Here is a 14918-nt window from a genome sequence, read left to right as displayed (position 1 = left end):
GACAACCCTACCTTTCTGATTGCAGTGCCATTGATTCGATCAAAAGCCTCTTCGCTTCCTCTAAAATTTCTTCGTCTTCAAAACTATCATCATCCAAAAATTTCTTCGCTTTTTTATGCTTCAAGAGAGGTTCCAGAACAGAATCGACCTTTTCCATTTCCTCGAAGATTGTGAAAATCTCCTTCATGAATCCGGAACTTCCCAGGTGTTTTTGAACATCTGTATCGATAGGTTCTGCTTTTATCCGATTCACCCATACAAATGGTTCTTCCACCTCTTCTCCCTCTTGCAAATGATCCAGCAAGTCATCTAGTTTATCGTTTTCGTAGAGTGATTGGAGGATAGGACTTTCACCAGAAAGCTCGATCGATAAAATCGTATTCACTTCTGTTGCTCGAAACTTTTCTTTTACAAGGAGCAACTGATCGATCAGTTCATCCACCGTATCGGAATGCGGAGTGGAAAGACTTTCAGACTCCCATCGTACAGTAGAAGAATCCAGGAAGGTCAACGTGGTTTCAGCCTTTGTCATTTCAACTAGATAACATCCTTTTTTACCGCTCTCTTTCCTATTCAATCCTTGAATGTTGCCCGGATAGATGACATGTGGATAATGGGACAACTCCTCCCTTTTATGGATATGACCTAATGCCCAGTAATCAAATGGTTGATTTTTCAATTCATTCAGCATGAAAGGAGCATATGTGTGATGATCTGTGCTTCCGCCGCTCGTTCCGTGCAGTAAAGCGATATGAAATGCGGCACCATCCACCTTTTTGTACTTTGAGGAGATGTTTTCCGTGACAGTTTGCTTCGGAAAGCTGTAGCCGTAGAGATGGGCCAGGATCTCCCCATCTTTTTCAAAAGGGATCATGTCTGGTTCCTTGCAGCTGAAGAAATGGACATTATCAGGCCATGTAAGTTTGACATATTCGCCAGCTAAATGGTCATGGTTTCCATGGATGACAAAAACATCGATTCCCTCGTTCTCCAGTCTTTGAAACTGGGTTTTCAGGAACAATTGCGCTTTCAGACTCCGATTCGCGCCATCATATAAATCACCTGAAATAATGATAAAATCGACTTGCTTTTCAATCGCAAGTCCAACAATGCGTTCGAAGGACTGGAACGTACTATCTTTGATGATATGGAAGATAGGCTCCGGTAAATGGCCCAACCCCTTGAAAGGCGTATCAATATGTAAATCTGCAGTATGTAAAAAACTTATTTTCCGCATTGTTACCCCCATCCTTCCATTGAGAGAGATCTTTACTGCTATTTTACCACATCCATACGAGCATTTGTTCGTCATACTGTATTGCAAAGAAAACTTGGCTAAGCCAAGTTTTCAGCGATGGCTGAGCCTTAGTTGCACTGATTCGTTCTTTAAGTGGAAAAAGACCCTATCCAGAGATAGAGTCCTTTAATCTGATTATCATTTTTTCGCTAACTGTATCGCCTTTTTGAAATTTTTCAAACTAGTTGAATTGCCGTACATCAGGACACCGCCGCGATAGACTTTAGCAGCAATGACTGCAAAGATACCGATCGTAGCGACAAGGGTAAAGATACCGAGCAAGACTTCCCATACAGGTATATTGAGCATTCCAACTCTCAGGAACATGATCATCGGCGTGAAAAACGGGATATATGACATCACGGCTACAAACCCTGCCTCAGGAGTAGCCAGCCCTGACATCGCCCCCATGAATGCGACGACAATGATCAGGATGACCGGAGTGATCACCTGGTTAGCCTCTTCTACCTTATTCACTAATGAACCGAGCATTGCAAGCAACGTCGCGTACAACAGGAATCCGAGCAGGAAAAAGATGATAGCATAGACGCCAGTCGAAATCGGCAGTTGATCAACCTGGATGAATGACGAGAAATCAGTCATTGGCTGTGTTGATTCTTTTTCTTGTGATGGACTGTATTTAAGCGATAAGAATCCGACTAAAAAAATAAGGAAAAACTGCGTCAACCCTAGAAGTGCGATCCCGAAAATCTTTCCAAACATCTGTTTGACAGGAGATACGCTTGAGATGAGTATTTCCATCACTCTTGATGATTTTTCTGTCGCCACTTCTGTTGCAATCATGCTTCCATAAAACAGAACTGCAAAGTAGATCATAAACAAGAGGACATAGACGATGGAACGAGCTTGGTTCAACTCCTCTTCAGTCTTAGCTCCTTCTTGCAAAGATTCTTTTTGAAATGACACCGGTTCATATAAGGTCGTCAGCTCGGCAGGATCCACACCAAGTTGCTGTGTTGCAACCATGACCTTCGTCTGCTGCAGATTGTTTTCAATATTGCTGATCCAATTCGCTTCAGGCACACTTGCTGTTTTCAAAACTCCTGCAGGTAAGCCTTTTTCATTTTTTTCTAGAACCAGAAGCCCATCGTATTCCCCATCCAGGACACGTTCTTCTGCTTTTTGTGCGTTTTGGTCTATTTTTATCAAATCGATGTTATCTGAAGTGGTTTCAACTTGTTGCTTCAATGGCTCATAAAAACTACCTGATTCATCAAGTACGGCAACTTTGTTCTTATCCTCTTCCCCATCAAAAACTGACAGTATTGTTTGCATGTTTGTAAGCCCCAGGATCAATAAGAGCGATGCGATTGTTGTTATTATAAATGCCTTCGTCCGAATCCTCGTTTTATAAGTATGTAACATGACGATCCATAGCTTATTCATAAGATGCACCTACTTTTTCTATAAAAATATCATTCAATGATGGCTCTTCCAGCTCGAATTTACGGACGAACCCTTTGCTGGTGATACTTTCAAAGATTTTTTGCGATACTTCTTCATTGTCGACTTGGAGATGGACACCTTCTGTAACCGCCTTATATTTCAAGACCCCTGGAATGTCCTTCAGGTAACTGAGATTAAAATCAGCATGGACGGTCACGTTCTTTTTTCCGAAAGACCGTTTCACCTCTTTCAATGAACCATGAACGACAGGACGCCCTTTGTGAAGGATACAGAGATGTTCACAAAGCTCTTCGACATGCTCCATCCGGTGGCTTGAGAAAACGATTGTCGTCCCTTCCTTTTTCAGTTCGAGTACAGCTTCTTTCAACATTTCGACATTGAACGGGTCGAGTCCGCTGAATGGTTCATCAAGGATCAAGATTTTCGGTTTGTGGAGAACGGCCGCAATGAACTGGATTTTTTGCTGGTTCCCCTTCGATAACTCTTCTACTCTTTTATTTTCATATTTAGGTACTTTGAAGCGTTCAAGCCACTTTTTCATTTGCAGCAGGATCTCCGATTTCTTCATACCTTTCAGGCGCCCCAAATAGAGTAATTGATCGGAAACTTTCAGACTTGGATAAAGTCCTCTTTCTTCCGGCAGGTATCCTATCAAATGGGAATCCTTTTGGGATAATGGTTTATTGTCCCACGTAATCTTTCCAGCCGTCGGTGTCATTAATCCGATCACCATTCGGAACGTCGTCGTTTTACCCGCACCATTTGCTCCTAAAAGGCCGAATATCTGATGTTCTGGTATTTGAAAGGAAACATTGTCCACAGCGGTAAATGCTCCGAAATTCTTGGTCACTTTTTCAATATGTAAACTCACGGTTTTCACTCCCTCTCAGTTATCTAACGATTTTTGTGTAAAAAAGTTTCATCGTTTTCATTGTTTTACCAAATAATTAACAAGAAGGAGATTCGGGTAGTGTCTAGAATATAAGCAGGAAAAGGAGGTTAGGAATATCACATGAAAATGTACATCATAACCGTTTTTGACAACAAGGGCGAAAAGATTTATGAAGAATCCTTTGAAGCTACTGACAATAATGAGGCAAAAAGGATCGGACAGGATATACTAGCAGATAATGATTATGAAAATCACACAAGCAGAGTGACCTCACCTTCTGGAGAACTTGTCTTATTCCACAGATGACACACATAAAAGCGGCATCTACTCAAGATGCCGTTTTTATTTTCCGATATAAAGTGTTACTGAAAGATACACGCTTATCTTGTTGAAAATAGGTGATATAACTGCTATTTCGGCCGAAGCAGACCATCTATTTCAGCCAGAATTGAAGGAGGCAGGCATGAAATTCCATAAACTATTGCTTCAACATAGAGAATCTACTGTATTTGAAACAAAATCAGGATCTCTTTTCATTGAAGAAAAGAAAGCTGGTTCCGTTGCAGTTGTCGTTTTCCATGAAGGTAATATTACACTCGTAAAGCAATTCAGACACCAGATGGATAAACTGACGTTCGAGCTTCCAGGGGGAGGACTTGAATTAAACGAGGCGGCGGAACATGGGGCGAAACGGGAATTGAGGGAAGAAACAGGGATCGTGGCTGAGCATTTTACATACTTAGGTACATTCCATCCTCAACCTTACTTTACCAATCGTTTTTCCCATTTGTATTTTACAGACTCCGTAAAGAGTTTTGGTAATCAAAAGCTTGATGAGGACGAGGAAATCGAGGTCGTCCAAATGCCTGTCCGTGAAGTGTTCAAAACTATCCGTGACGGAAAAATCCTGGATGGAGAACTTGGATATGCACTATTGCTATGTAAGTTGAACGGGTTGATTCGATATAAATAAAGAAAGCCTGGCACAAGTGTAAAAACGATGACCTTATAAGGGATGAACCGTTCCTTTAAGGTCATCGGCGTAATGATTTAAGTATTTTGTTATTCCATTGTTTCTAGCCAAGCTGCAACGTTTTCAGCTTCTTGCCCTTTAATTAATCCACCAGGCATTCCACCACCGCCGTTTTGGATTTTCTGGAGAATCTCATCTCGACTCATTTCTTTTCCAACTGCTTCAAGAGAGGGAGCGTTTCCTCTGCCTTCAAGGTTTTGTCCATGGCAAGAAGCACAGTTCTGTTCAAAGGATTTTTCAGCAGCAGCCACATCTACAGATCCACCGCCACCACCTTCTTCATTCCCTCCATTCTCTTCTCCTCCACCACCACATGCTGCAAGTCCTATTACTAGGAACAGTGAAAAGGCAAGGACTGATAATAATCGTAACATTTAAACACCCCACTGATATTTTGATGTTTTCATTTTTCCCTAAATCCTTTTTATAAAACATTAATTTTCCATTTTGAGCGGCGGATTACAGGAGCAAGGTGTATCGGCTCCCATTAAAAAACGGACCAGCCCCCAACTAGTCCGTCTTCTTATATTTGCTTAGCCCATGTTGATCCATACACTCTTGACTTCTGTATAGTTATCAAGCGCGTAGGATCCCATTTCACGGCCGATACCAGATTGCTTGTATCCACCGAATGGGGATGCGGCATCAAACGCATTGTAGCAGTTCACCCACACTGTTCCAGCTTTCAATCGATTTGCTACATAGTGTGCGTTCTTGACGTTTTCAGTCCATACACCTGCAGCGAGTCCGTACTCGGATAGGTTTGCACGATCGATTACTTCATCCAAGTCCTCGAACGGCATTGCTGCAACGACAGGTCCGAAAATTTCTTCCTTCGCGATTGTCATTGAATCATTGACGTCTGCAAAGATTGTCGGTGATACAAAGTAACCTTGATCATAAGGCTTCGTTCCACCAGTCAATAATTCAGCACCTTCAGACTTACCTCTATCAATATAGCCTAATACACGGTTGTGCTGCTCTTCAGAAACAAGTGGCCCCATTTCCGTATCAGGATCAAGTCCCATACCCTGCTTGATTTTTTCAGAGTGAGAGACAAGGTCTGCCACGACATTATCGAACGATTTCTTCTGAATGAATAGTCGGGATCCAGCACAACATACTTGGCCCTGGTTGAACATGATACCGGATAATGCACCAGGTATTGCTTTTGTCATATCCGCATCAGGCAGGATGATGTTCGGTGATTTTCCACCAAGCTCAAGCGTTACTCGCTTAAGATCGTTTGCAGCAGTACGCATGATATGCTTACCGACTTCAGTCGAACCTGTAAAGGCGATCTTATCGACCATCTCATGCTCAAGGATCGGTCCGCCTGTCGTTTCACCGTAACCAGTAACGATGTTCACAACACCTTCTGGGAATCCTGCTTCTTGCATCAGTTCAGCCAGGTATAACGCTGAAAGTGGCGTTTGTTCGGCAGGTTTCAATACGATCGTACATCCGCTTGCTAGTGCTGCTCCCATTTTCCATGCAGCCATCAATAGCGGGAAATTCCAAGGAATGATTTGTCCCACCACCCCTAGTGGCTCATGGCGAGTATAGTTGAAAAATTTACCGGAAACCGGAATGGTTTGTCCTACGATTTTCGTGGCCCATCCAGCATAGTAACGGAAGTGCTCGATTGCAAGCGGTACATCCGCGTTCATCGTTTCACGAATCGGTTTTCCGTTATCAAGTGTATCTAATTGTGCTAATTCTTCCTTATTTTCTTCCATCAAATCTGCTAGCTTATAGATCAGTCGGCTTCTCGATGCAGCACTCATCTTAGACCAAGGACCTTCGTCAAAGGCTTTCCGTGCAGCACGTACAGCACGATCGACATCTTCTTTTTCCGCTTCACTTACGATAGCTAGGACTTCACCGTTGGAAGGATTTAATGTTTTAAATGTTTTACCAGATGCAGAAGGAACCCATTCCCCATTGATAAACAATTTTTTCGTTCCATTCAAAAATTCAGCGACTTTCGGCTTCAACTGAGCGTCTAATACTTTTTCCATCATAATCCTCCTTCAATATTTAAGATGCACCACACTATTTCTCGAAGAAAGATGAAAACCCTTTCAATTCATAAATTTTTAACATTTTTATTGTCGAGATATATCGTCAAATTACGCTAAATTACTATGCAGCCCTGATTGAGATATGGAGAAAAATCGTTATAGAGGCATTTTAGCAATTGTTACAATGTCGATATTTCTCGAAGGGAAGGAGGAAAAAGTAAATTTAGCGTTGAGGAATTTCACTTCGTAATATTTGTAACCTTATTTTAACACTGCTTGTCCGAACGATTGGGTTTTGAATTATTGGTGTCTGGTACGATTCTATTTTGAATAGACCCTAACAACGGCCCCAGTTTGCTAGGATCAAATAACCGGACATCTGGTTCGCTATTTGGGCATTGGAGGGTGCTTTTTATGGAGTTTTTTCGGGCTCTGATGTCCGCTAAAGGTTGTTGTGATGATTTTAGGCATTCCTCTTTAAATGAAAGACAAAAGAGGCTGATTTCAGCCTCCTTACATCAATGTTCCATCGGTTGTTCGATTTGCATCTTCATTTGTTTTCGGAACACTTCTCGGACCAAGTATCCGACGCCATGCTGATCATTCGTCCGGGTCACCCAATCTGCTGCGTGTTTCACTTCTTCAGAGGACTGCCCCATTGCAACGCCAAGACCGACATTCTGGATCATTTCCATATCATTCACAAAATCACCTACTGCGACCATTTCATCCATAGAAATACCGAGATGTTTTCCGAGGATCTGTAAGCCTACAGCCTTGTTGACCGATTTTGGAATGATTTCGAAATCACATCTTGTTGAAGCGGTAATTGATATACAATCTACCTTTTCCTTCAACTCTTGAGAGGCGGCTTCCTTCTCTTCATCACTGAAAAATTGGATATCGATCTTTGGAACAGACATCGGCTTTTCTTCTAAATGATCACTCAAATTCTCTGTGAAGGTCACCGGATAGAACAATGGATCTCCGATGCCCATCGTCATTTTAGCGACGATATGGGATTTTTGCTGCACCTGGTTTCCTAAAGAATACCGTTCATGTAACAGTCGAATATGCGCATCGTACTTCTCTACGATCTGGACAATATTACGCACATCATTAGCAGAAATCCGTTCCTCGTGAATCGGTTCATCAATCGATGATGCTATCAAGGCACCGTTATGTGTAATAAGGACGCTATCCAGTTTCAATGCCTTTGCGATTTTTTGTGCCGATGGAAAATTCCGTCCTGTAGCTAGGGTCACATACACCCCCTTGTTTTTCACATAATCAATTGCTTCTTTCGTCGAACGATCAATCCTAAAATTACTTCTGAGCAGGGTACCATCGATGTCTAAAGCAAGCAGTCGATAAACCAGGATAATCCCTCCAATCTAGACTTCTCCTCTTCTCATCTCTATGACAAAATAGGAACGAATAGAACTTTAGTCAAGACAGGACATCAAACATCTATATCGAATTAGTTTTGTGGCTGAATTTATTAGGGGGAACATGTCATGGAACAAAAAAACATACAAGAAACTGATCAACCGAGAACAAGAAAAAGTCTGAAAGAGGACCTCCAAAATCTCGGGGTTAAGGAAAGCATGACATTGATGGTACATGCTTCATTGAAGTCTTTAGGCTGGGTTTGCGGTGGTTCGCAAGCTGTCATCCAGGCTTTGATGGATGCGGTGACACCAGAAGGGACATTAATCATGCAGGCCCATTCGGCAGATCTCTCTGATCCAGCTTATTGGATCAACCCTCCTGTACCAAAGGATTGGTGGGAAACAATTAGAGGGACAATGCCGGCATTTGATACGAGGATGACGAAAACAAGAGGATTAGGTATAATACCCGAGCAGTTCCGTACCTATCCAGAGGTGCTTCGTAGCTATCATCCAAATATGTCCGCTGCAGCATGGGGGAAATTTGCAGAACAAATTACAAGCAATCATTCGCTTGATAATGGTTTAGGTGAGCAATCGCCAATCGCTAAAGCTTATGAGCATCATTCATATGTGTTGTTTTTAGGGACTGACTTCGATACACATACATCTTTCCATCTTGCTGAGCACCGATCTGGAGTACGAAAAACTGTATCGCGAGGCGCACCTATCATTGAAAATGGAAAGCGTCTATGGAAAAACTACTTGGAGATTGATTACGATGATGAACCGTTTGGAGAAATCGGAAAAGCATTCGAGAAAGAAAATAAGAACATCCTGACTGGGAAAGTCGGTTCTGCTGACTGCAAATTGTTCAAACAGAGAGAATCCATCGATTTTGCGGTTAATTGGTTTAAAAATAACGAAAAGATCGCAAAGTCAAATTGATATTTAAGGCTAAAATTTTGGGCGTTGTTAAAGGTTAATGCTTTAGAAAATTGCTTTTAAATTCACGACACTCCTGCGGGAAAGCGAGCCAGGCGAGACCCCGCAGCGAGGCACGCGAGGAGGCTTGCGGATCGCCTGCGGAAAGGGAGTGAATTTCGCTAATGCAACAATGAGTACTATAGAGCCAAACTTTTAAAAAACGGCTGGCGAAATGCCAGCCGTTCCAATACTCGTTTTATTGTTCAGGTTGCTCTGGAGTTCCGTACAATTCTTCCAAAGGCTTCGTAACGATTTTGTTAATGTCCTGGATAAGCATGCTTACACGTTGCTCTGCGCTCATCAATTTGGAGATCACTTCATTTTGTTGGACAAGCTCGAATGTTTGTTGAGCTTTCTGTGCTTCCTCTTCTGTGATCTGCTGTCCTTGCATTTGCTTTTGTTGAAGATCTACTTGCAAGTTACGAAAGTTTTCAAACATGTTCTTGACGCTTTCGTCAGCATTTACTTGATCATACAAGCTTTGAAGCTCCTTAAAGTCATCACTTTCACGCAATGCTTTTTCTAAATTGTATGCCGCATCATGGACATTTTTACTCATAGTTAGCCTCCTAATAATTAATCAATGCCGTAACATTTAAGCACCGTTACAACTATAACAGGCTTCATGTCATAAAGTAAACCAAAAGACCCTGTATGAAGCCGATGATCCCACCAAGTAATGCTCCTAAATAGGTAATCATCTTCAATTCCCTTCTCGATATGGATAGGACCATTTCCTCCAATCTCTGGACAGAAAAAGTACCGACCTGCTGACGGACCAACTCTGACAACTGCAGCTTCTCCATGATCTTTTCCATGTGGTTCCCTACCCAACCTAATGAACGATCGACGATTTCTGGGACCAGATCCTTATCGATATAAGGACGATAAGGTTGGATCAATTCACTGATAGGCTTCGAAAAGAGCGTTTCTGTGTCTAGCTGCTCAACAGCCCATCCTATCGCCTTTTCCTGCCCCTCCCTCAGTTTCAACAGCTCGATAAATTCTGACAAAGGGCGTTCCTTAAGAGTATGCCATTCTTTCACCAGAACCCGCTCCATCATGTATGCAACCGTATCTTTCCTTAGAATTTTGATCAACTCGGATTGGACTTTATCAATCAGGCTTTCATTGCCAAGAAACATATTGAGCATGTTACCTAGCATGCCCCTTCCAGCTAGAAATTCATCAATCAGTTGTTTCAGCTGCCGTTTTCCTTCTGCACTTGTCACAAAATCTATCATCCTGTTTTGAATGAACTTAGTTGTGTCTGGTATGTACGATTCGATCCGTTGATTCATTGATTCTGTGATGAGAGACTTGATCGGTTTTTCTTCCAATTGCTCAAATGTACCACGAACACGTTTCTGTAAAAAGGTTTTGAGTTTATTATCAATTTTTTCATTGAAATGGTCTTGTTTCAGAAGTCCTGAAGCAAAATCATTCATTGATTTATCCGTTTCAAGCTGTTTACCGACTTCTGTTTGTGCCCATTTGACAAGTTCACTTTTAAAGCGGGATTGGGCTAATTTCTGTTGCAGTCCTTCTTTTGTGATCAGGTGGTTGACGACCATCTGACCTAATTGGACCGCGAGCTCTTCTCTCCTTTTCGGTATCAGACCTGGTGTAAAGGGAAGCCTGAAGCGCCCGATGTATAACGCTTGATAAGGACGGAACAGCATTTTGATCGCTAGTGAATTAGTAAAGCCCCCGATCGCCGCTCCAATTGCGACCATCATTAATATAATCAATATAAATTCCATCAATACCAACCTTCCGTACAAATGTCACCGTTTAGCGTGCCTTACCATAGTATACGATATCCACACTTGCCTATAAAGAAATCATTATTTTTTTAATTGCAGATGAATGAGGGTGCATCATGGACAAGAAAATGAGAGTTTATTTCACATATACACAAACATCTTCCTCAAACCCTTACATGATCTGGCTAAGTAACCATTTACTCACATATTTCGGGATTCAATTAAACGAAAAAGTCTGGGTGAGATATGGAAGTGAACGGATACAAGTTACTTGTAAAGTAAAGACGGATGAAACTTGCTTCACGTTATTGGTCCCCCAGGAGATACGGTTTGAACATTATTTCCCTGAACCTGATCAATACCATACACTCACATACGATCAGCTATCAAAAGAATTGAGAATAGGGCCCATTTTTGCAGTGTTTGCTGAAAAGACCGATCACATGGCAAAGCCTTTCGGCAATATCACTGCTTTTTCTAAAGAGATCGCTTCCCTATGTCGCGATCATCTTGTCACGTTTTATTTGTTTTCTTTAGAGGATGTCCTATCCGATTGTATATACGGATATACGATGAAAGAAGGAAAACTCATCCAGCAAGTGTTCCCGTACCCGGACATCATTCATAATCGTATTTCAAACCGTACCGTGGAACGTTCCGAAGCATGCGTTCAATTTTTCGAACATTGTCAGGAGTGGGGGATCCCATATTTTAATGATCATTTCATATCTAAGTGGGATGTATTTCACATATTAGTAGAACGTAATGCTTTAGCTGCCTACTTACCTGAAACCCATAAAGAGCTTGATGAGGAAACATTGATAAAATTGATGGCAAAACATAACTCGCTGTATTTGAAGCCAAACCATGGCCGAGAAGGAAGAGGAATTATTCGGATCAATAAAACTGAAGAAGGAAAATTCAAATTGGAATCAACCTCAAAGATCGATCTTCCGATTCCGTTACTATCCACAGAAGGTGTATTGAAGTTCATCAATCAATTTGTTCCTATGGAAGATTACATTATCCAACAAGGAATATCATTGATTACCCATTCAAACGGAAATGTCGACTTTAGGATTCTCTGTAATCGTAACGAAAAAGGTGATTGGTGTGTAACCTCAAGTATCGCAAGGGTCAGTGATACCAATTCCATCGTTACGAATATGGCATGTGGTGGCCAAATTCACCTCTTGTCAGATATGCTTCTTAACCATTTCGAAAAAATGAAAGCTAGTCAAATAAAGGCACTCCTATACGAACTCGCATTAGAAACATCTAAGAGCATAAACATGTTGGCAGATGGTATTTTCGGAGAGTTCGGCATCGACTTCGGTGTAGATCTGATGGGTCATCCATGGATTCTGGAAGTGAATACAAAACCCTCTAAACAGTATATGTCAGCCCAAAAACAAGCTGATATCCGTCCGTCTGCTCGAGGAATTTTCCTTTTTGCCAACTATTTATATACAAATTTCAAGACTAACGAGTTCCGAAAGGAGTATGATCATGCTTAACCCTCAATCGATTCCCAATATCGACGCGAATGAGGCTATCGTCTATACCCCATTCAGCCTTTTTCAGCAATGGGTGAAGAACCGCTCTTTCCCCGTAAAAGTCATGTATGGGCAACGGCAATTACCTGTTACCTTTCAACCTAATCCTGATCGTGAAGAACACTATATGGTTTCAACAGCGCTTTGTAAGAAGTTGAATTTATTAAAAGACCAGAAGCACCATATTTATGAATCAAATGATATTCTGCACATTGGTCCAGTCGTCGGCATTTTTACTGCCGGCTTCACAGGTGGCACCTATAAGCCGATAGGCGAACGGTCTTCGTTGTTTGCCAAACTCCTTTCAGAAGCCAAGCAGCTCGGTGTTACTGCCTATGTATTCGGAACACATCATATCAATTGGGAAGAAAAGCAGATCAACGCTTATATCTATGATCAGTCAGGTTGGCGACAAAATACCCTTCCTTTTCCGAATGTCGTTTATGATCGCCTTCCAAACCGTCGGATCGAAGGGTTACCTGCCACCCACGATACGAAAACGAGGCTTGAAAAGGAGATGAACCTGCTTTGGTTCAATCCAGGTTTTTTCGATAAGTGGTCCGTCCATGAAATTATGGCAAATAACAAACAAGTTCAACATTACTTGCCGGAGACTGTCAATGCTCCTACACAAGGTCAGATCGAGGAATTACTCTACCGTTATAGAAATGTTTATATAAAACCGACGAACGGGAGCCTTGGAATCGGGATCCAGCAAATCCTCAAACGAAGGAAGGATCAAAGCTACTATTGTAAGTTCCGTACGAATGGTCAAAATAGATTGAGGCGATATAGTTCCTTGAAAAGATTATTACGCCAACAATTCTCGAAAGGGCTTGAAGGTTATATGGCCCAACGTGGCATCAATCTTTTGAGTTGGAACGGAAAACCGATTGATTTCAGAGTCCATACGAACAGGAACCGATATGGAGCTTGGGAAGTGAGTGCCCTGGCTGCTAAACTTGCAGGAACCGGCAGTGTTACAACTCACGTAACGAGTGGCGGTAAAATCCTTACCTTGCAGGATATCATCAATGAACTGGGAAAATCCAAGTCCATTACGCAGGATATAAAGCGTGCAGTATTGCTATTAAGTGAAACCTTAACAGAAAATATGGCTGGAATTGTCGGGGAGATCGGTTTTGACTTAGGTATCGATACGTCGGGTTCAGTTTGGCTGTTTGAAGCGAATGCCAAGCCGGGCCGCGGTATTTTCAGCCATCCAAATTTGAGTGTGTATGATAAAAAAACGTCTGCCCTGCCATTCGAATTCTCCATTTATCTGTATGAACAACTTATCCAGAGACAGGTTGCCATTAAGAAATGATCCGTATCAGTTGGGACATTGACTCTAAAAGATGGTATCACCATGAACAAAACGTTATGGTCGTATGGGGAGCGGCAGATGACCCCCTTCCCTTTTCACCATCTTTAAAGAAAGATTTCAGCTTTACTCTAAAAAAGAATGATTTCAACAAAGCCGGCCCTATCATCGGGATATTAACGTCCTCTAAAAAAAATCTACCCTTTATTGGCAATATCGATACATTCATTCGATTGACCCGATATGTACATGAGCAGGGTGGCTTAGCCGTCGTTTTTTCAGCCATGGACGTTTCCCTTTCATCTATTCACGGCTATACCTTAAGTCCGGGTGATAGCAAGTGGAGACGAGTAAAGATTCCTCCTCCTGATTTTGTCTATAACAGGATCCCTTATCATAAAGACGAAGCCAGCCAGGAGTTCCAAAGCTTAATAGCATGGTTGGATAATTTCTCTATCCGTTATTTCAACCACTGCTTTTTTTCAAAGTGGCAAACCTACTTGATCATGAACGATAACCCCTATTTACAGCGATTTTTACCAGAAACAATGCGTCTTTCATCCAAACAACAGCTTAGAGACTTTCTAAATGAACATAATCAGATTATGATCAAACCCTGTGCAAAATCTAAAGGAAAAGGCATTTTCTCTTTAGAATGGAAACAGGATGGAACCATTTCATATAAATCGAATAATGGAATAGCTTATACACACCTTGATCATTTATGGAGCATCATACACAATAGAAAAGACCTGATCATGCAGCCTTTTGTGAAGAGGAAACAGTATCATGCAAGACCGTTTGACTATCGTATTCTTGTCCAAAAATTAGAGGAGGATTGGCATGTAACAGGTTATGGCATACGGTGTACAGGTCGAAGCCGATTGACGACACATGTTCCATCAGGCGGAAAATTACTTCCTGCTGAGACAGCGCCCCTTGATATGAAAATCATTCGCAGAATGAGTTCTGAAATAGGGAAAGCCCTTGATCGTGCCACTGGTCCAATAGGTGAGTTTTCAATCGATCTCGGTGTAGATTCAGAAAATCGCTATTGGATTTTTGAAATCAATTCGAAACCGATGGTGTTTGATGAGAATGATATCCAAAAAAAATCCATTGAGCGCTGGTATCAGCAAATACTATGGATGACCGGTTTTGCCGCTTCTGACATAAAAGGACCCTCCCCCACTCATACTATTGTAAAAGGAGGGTGAACG

The 14918-nt window shown here is 41.8% G+C and carries 14 protein-coding genes; 6 read left to right on the top strand and 8 right to left on the bottom strand.

Translation table 11 applies throughout. From position 1 onward, the window contains the following. Window positions 1-7: 7 nt before the first annotated feature. From ACJROX_RS04105 to ACJROX_RS04095, 3 genes are all read right to left on the bottom strand, one after another. Window positions 8-1237 (bottom strand): exonuclease SbcCD subunit D, encoded by a 1230-nt coding sequence (locus tag ACJROX_RS04105; protein ID WP_408009492.1) that lies wholly within the window; start codon window positions 1235-1237, stop codon window positions 8-10. A gap of 198 nt (window positions 1238-1435) precedes the next feature. Continuing rightward, window positions 1436-2704: an ABC transporter permease gene (locus ACJROX_RS04100; protein WP_408009491.1), complete on the bottom strand. Its 1269-nt coding sequence runs from the start codon at window positions 2702-2704 to the stop codon at window positions 1436-1438. Continuing rightward, window positions 2697-3596: an ABC transporter ATP-binding protein gene (locus ACJROX_RS04095; RefSeq protein WP_408009490.1), complete on the bottom strand. Its 900-nt coding sequence runs from the start codon at window positions 3594-3596 to the stop codon at window positions 2697-2699. Before ACJROX_RS04095 ends, ACJROX_RS04100 begins: the two co-directional genes overlap by 8 nt. 141 nt (window positions 3597-3737) lie before the next feature. Here ACJROX_RS04095 and ACJROX_RS04090 point away from each other — a divergent pair, with 141 nt between their 5' ends. Continuing rightward, window positions 3738-3923 (top strand): YhzD family protein, encoded by a 186-nt coding sequence (locus tag ACJROX_RS04090; RefSeq protein ID WP_408009489.1) that lies wholly within the window; start codon window positions 3738-3740, stop codon window positions 3921-3923. Window positions 3924-4080: 157 nt separating this feature from the next. Then, a complete protein-coding gene (locus ACJROX_RS04085; protein WP_408009488.1) occupies window positions 4081-4590 on the top strand; it encodes an NUDIX hydrolase in 510 nt (169 codons plus the stop codon). Between the two features lie 89 nt (window positions 4591-4679). Here the strand turns inward: ACJROX_RS04085 and ACJROX_RS04080 are convergent, their stop codons facing one another. From ACJROX_RS04080 to ACJROX_RS04070, 3 genes are all read right to left on the bottom strand, one after another. After that, the gene (locus tag ACJROX_RS04080) at window positions 4680-5024 is read right to left on the bottom strand and encodes a c-type cytochrome (protein WP_408009487.1); all 345 of its coding nucleotides are present in this window, start codon (window positions 5022-5024) and stop codon (window positions 4680-4682) included. Window positions 5025-5183: 159 nt separating this feature from the next. Beyond that, complete coding sequence (locus ACJROX_RS04075) at window positions 5184-6671, bottom strand: aldehyde dehydrogenase family protein (RefSeq protein WP_408009486.1); 1488 nt, start codon at window positions 6669-6671, stop codon at window positions 5184-5186. A 521-nt stretch (window positions 6672-7192) separates the two neighbouring features. After that, a complete protein-coding gene (locus ACJROX_RS04070; protein ID WP_408011571.1) occupies window positions 7193-8041 on the bottom strand; it encodes a Cof-type HAD-IIB family hydrolase in 849 nt (282 codons plus the stop codon). 150 nt (window positions 8042-8191) lie between these two features. On the opposite strand from ACJROX_RS04070, the gene ACJROX_RS04065 reads away from it, so the two are divergent. Beyond that, entirely contained in the window at window positions 8192-9013 is an 822-nt protein-coding gene (locus ACJROX_RS04065; protein WP_408009485.1) for an aminoglycoside N(3)-acetyltransferase, read from the top strand. Between the two features lie 235 nt (window positions 9014-9248). On the opposite strand, the gene ACJROX_RS04060 is transcribed toward ACJROX_RS04065, so the two are convergent. Both ACJROX_RS04060 and ACJROX_RS04055 read right to left on the bottom strand, forming a co-directional pair. Next, on the bottom strand, window positions 9249-9611 hold the full coding sequence (locus ACJROX_RS04060) for a YlbF family regulator (RefSeq protein WP_408009484.1): 363 nt from the start codon (window positions 9609-9611) through the stop codon (window positions 9249-9251). A 64-nt stretch (window positions 9612-9675) separates the two neighbouring features. After that, complete coding sequence (locus ACJROX_RS04055; protein WP_408009483.1) at window positions 9676-10815, bottom strand: DUF445 domain-containing protein; 1140 nt, start codon at window positions 10813-10815, stop codon at window positions 9676-9678. 119 nt (window positions 10816-10934) lie between these two features. On the opposite strand from ACJROX_RS04055, the gene ACJROX_RS04050 reads away from it, so the two are divergent. The 3 genes from ACJROX_RS04050 to ACJROX_RS04040 are packed head-to-tail and all read left to right on the top strand — an operon-like array spanning window position 10935 to window position 14915. Further along, on the top strand, window positions 10935-12335 hold the full coding sequence (locus tag ACJROX_RS04050; protein ID WP_408009482.1) for a YheC/YheD family protein: 1401 nt from the start codon (window positions 10935-10937) through the stop codon (window positions 12333-12335). Continuing rightward, entirely contained in the window at window positions 12328-13701 is a 1374-nt protein-coding gene (locus ACJROX_RS04045) for a YheC/YheD family protein (protein ID WP_408009481.1), read from the top strand. The genes ACJROX_RS04050 and ACJROX_RS04045 overlap by 8 nt, the downstream gene beginning before the upstream one ends. After that, window positions 13698-14915, top strand: a complete 1218-nt coding sequence (locus ACJROX_RS04040; RefSeq protein WP_408009480.1) for a YheC/YheD family protein — start codon at window positions 13698-13700, stop codon at window positions 14913-14915. Before ACJROX_RS04045 ends, ACJROX_RS04040 begins: the two co-directional genes overlap by 4 nt. Window positions 14916-14918 lie beyond the last annotated feature (3 nt).

It is taken from the genome of Pseudalkalibacillus sp. A8 (assembly GCF_045920555.1).
GTDB lineage: Bacteria > Bacillota > Bacilli > Bacillales > Fictibacillaceae > Pseudalkalibacillus.
Note: the sequence above shows the minus strand (reverse complement) of the source record. Positions and strands in the feature narration are given on the sequence as shown.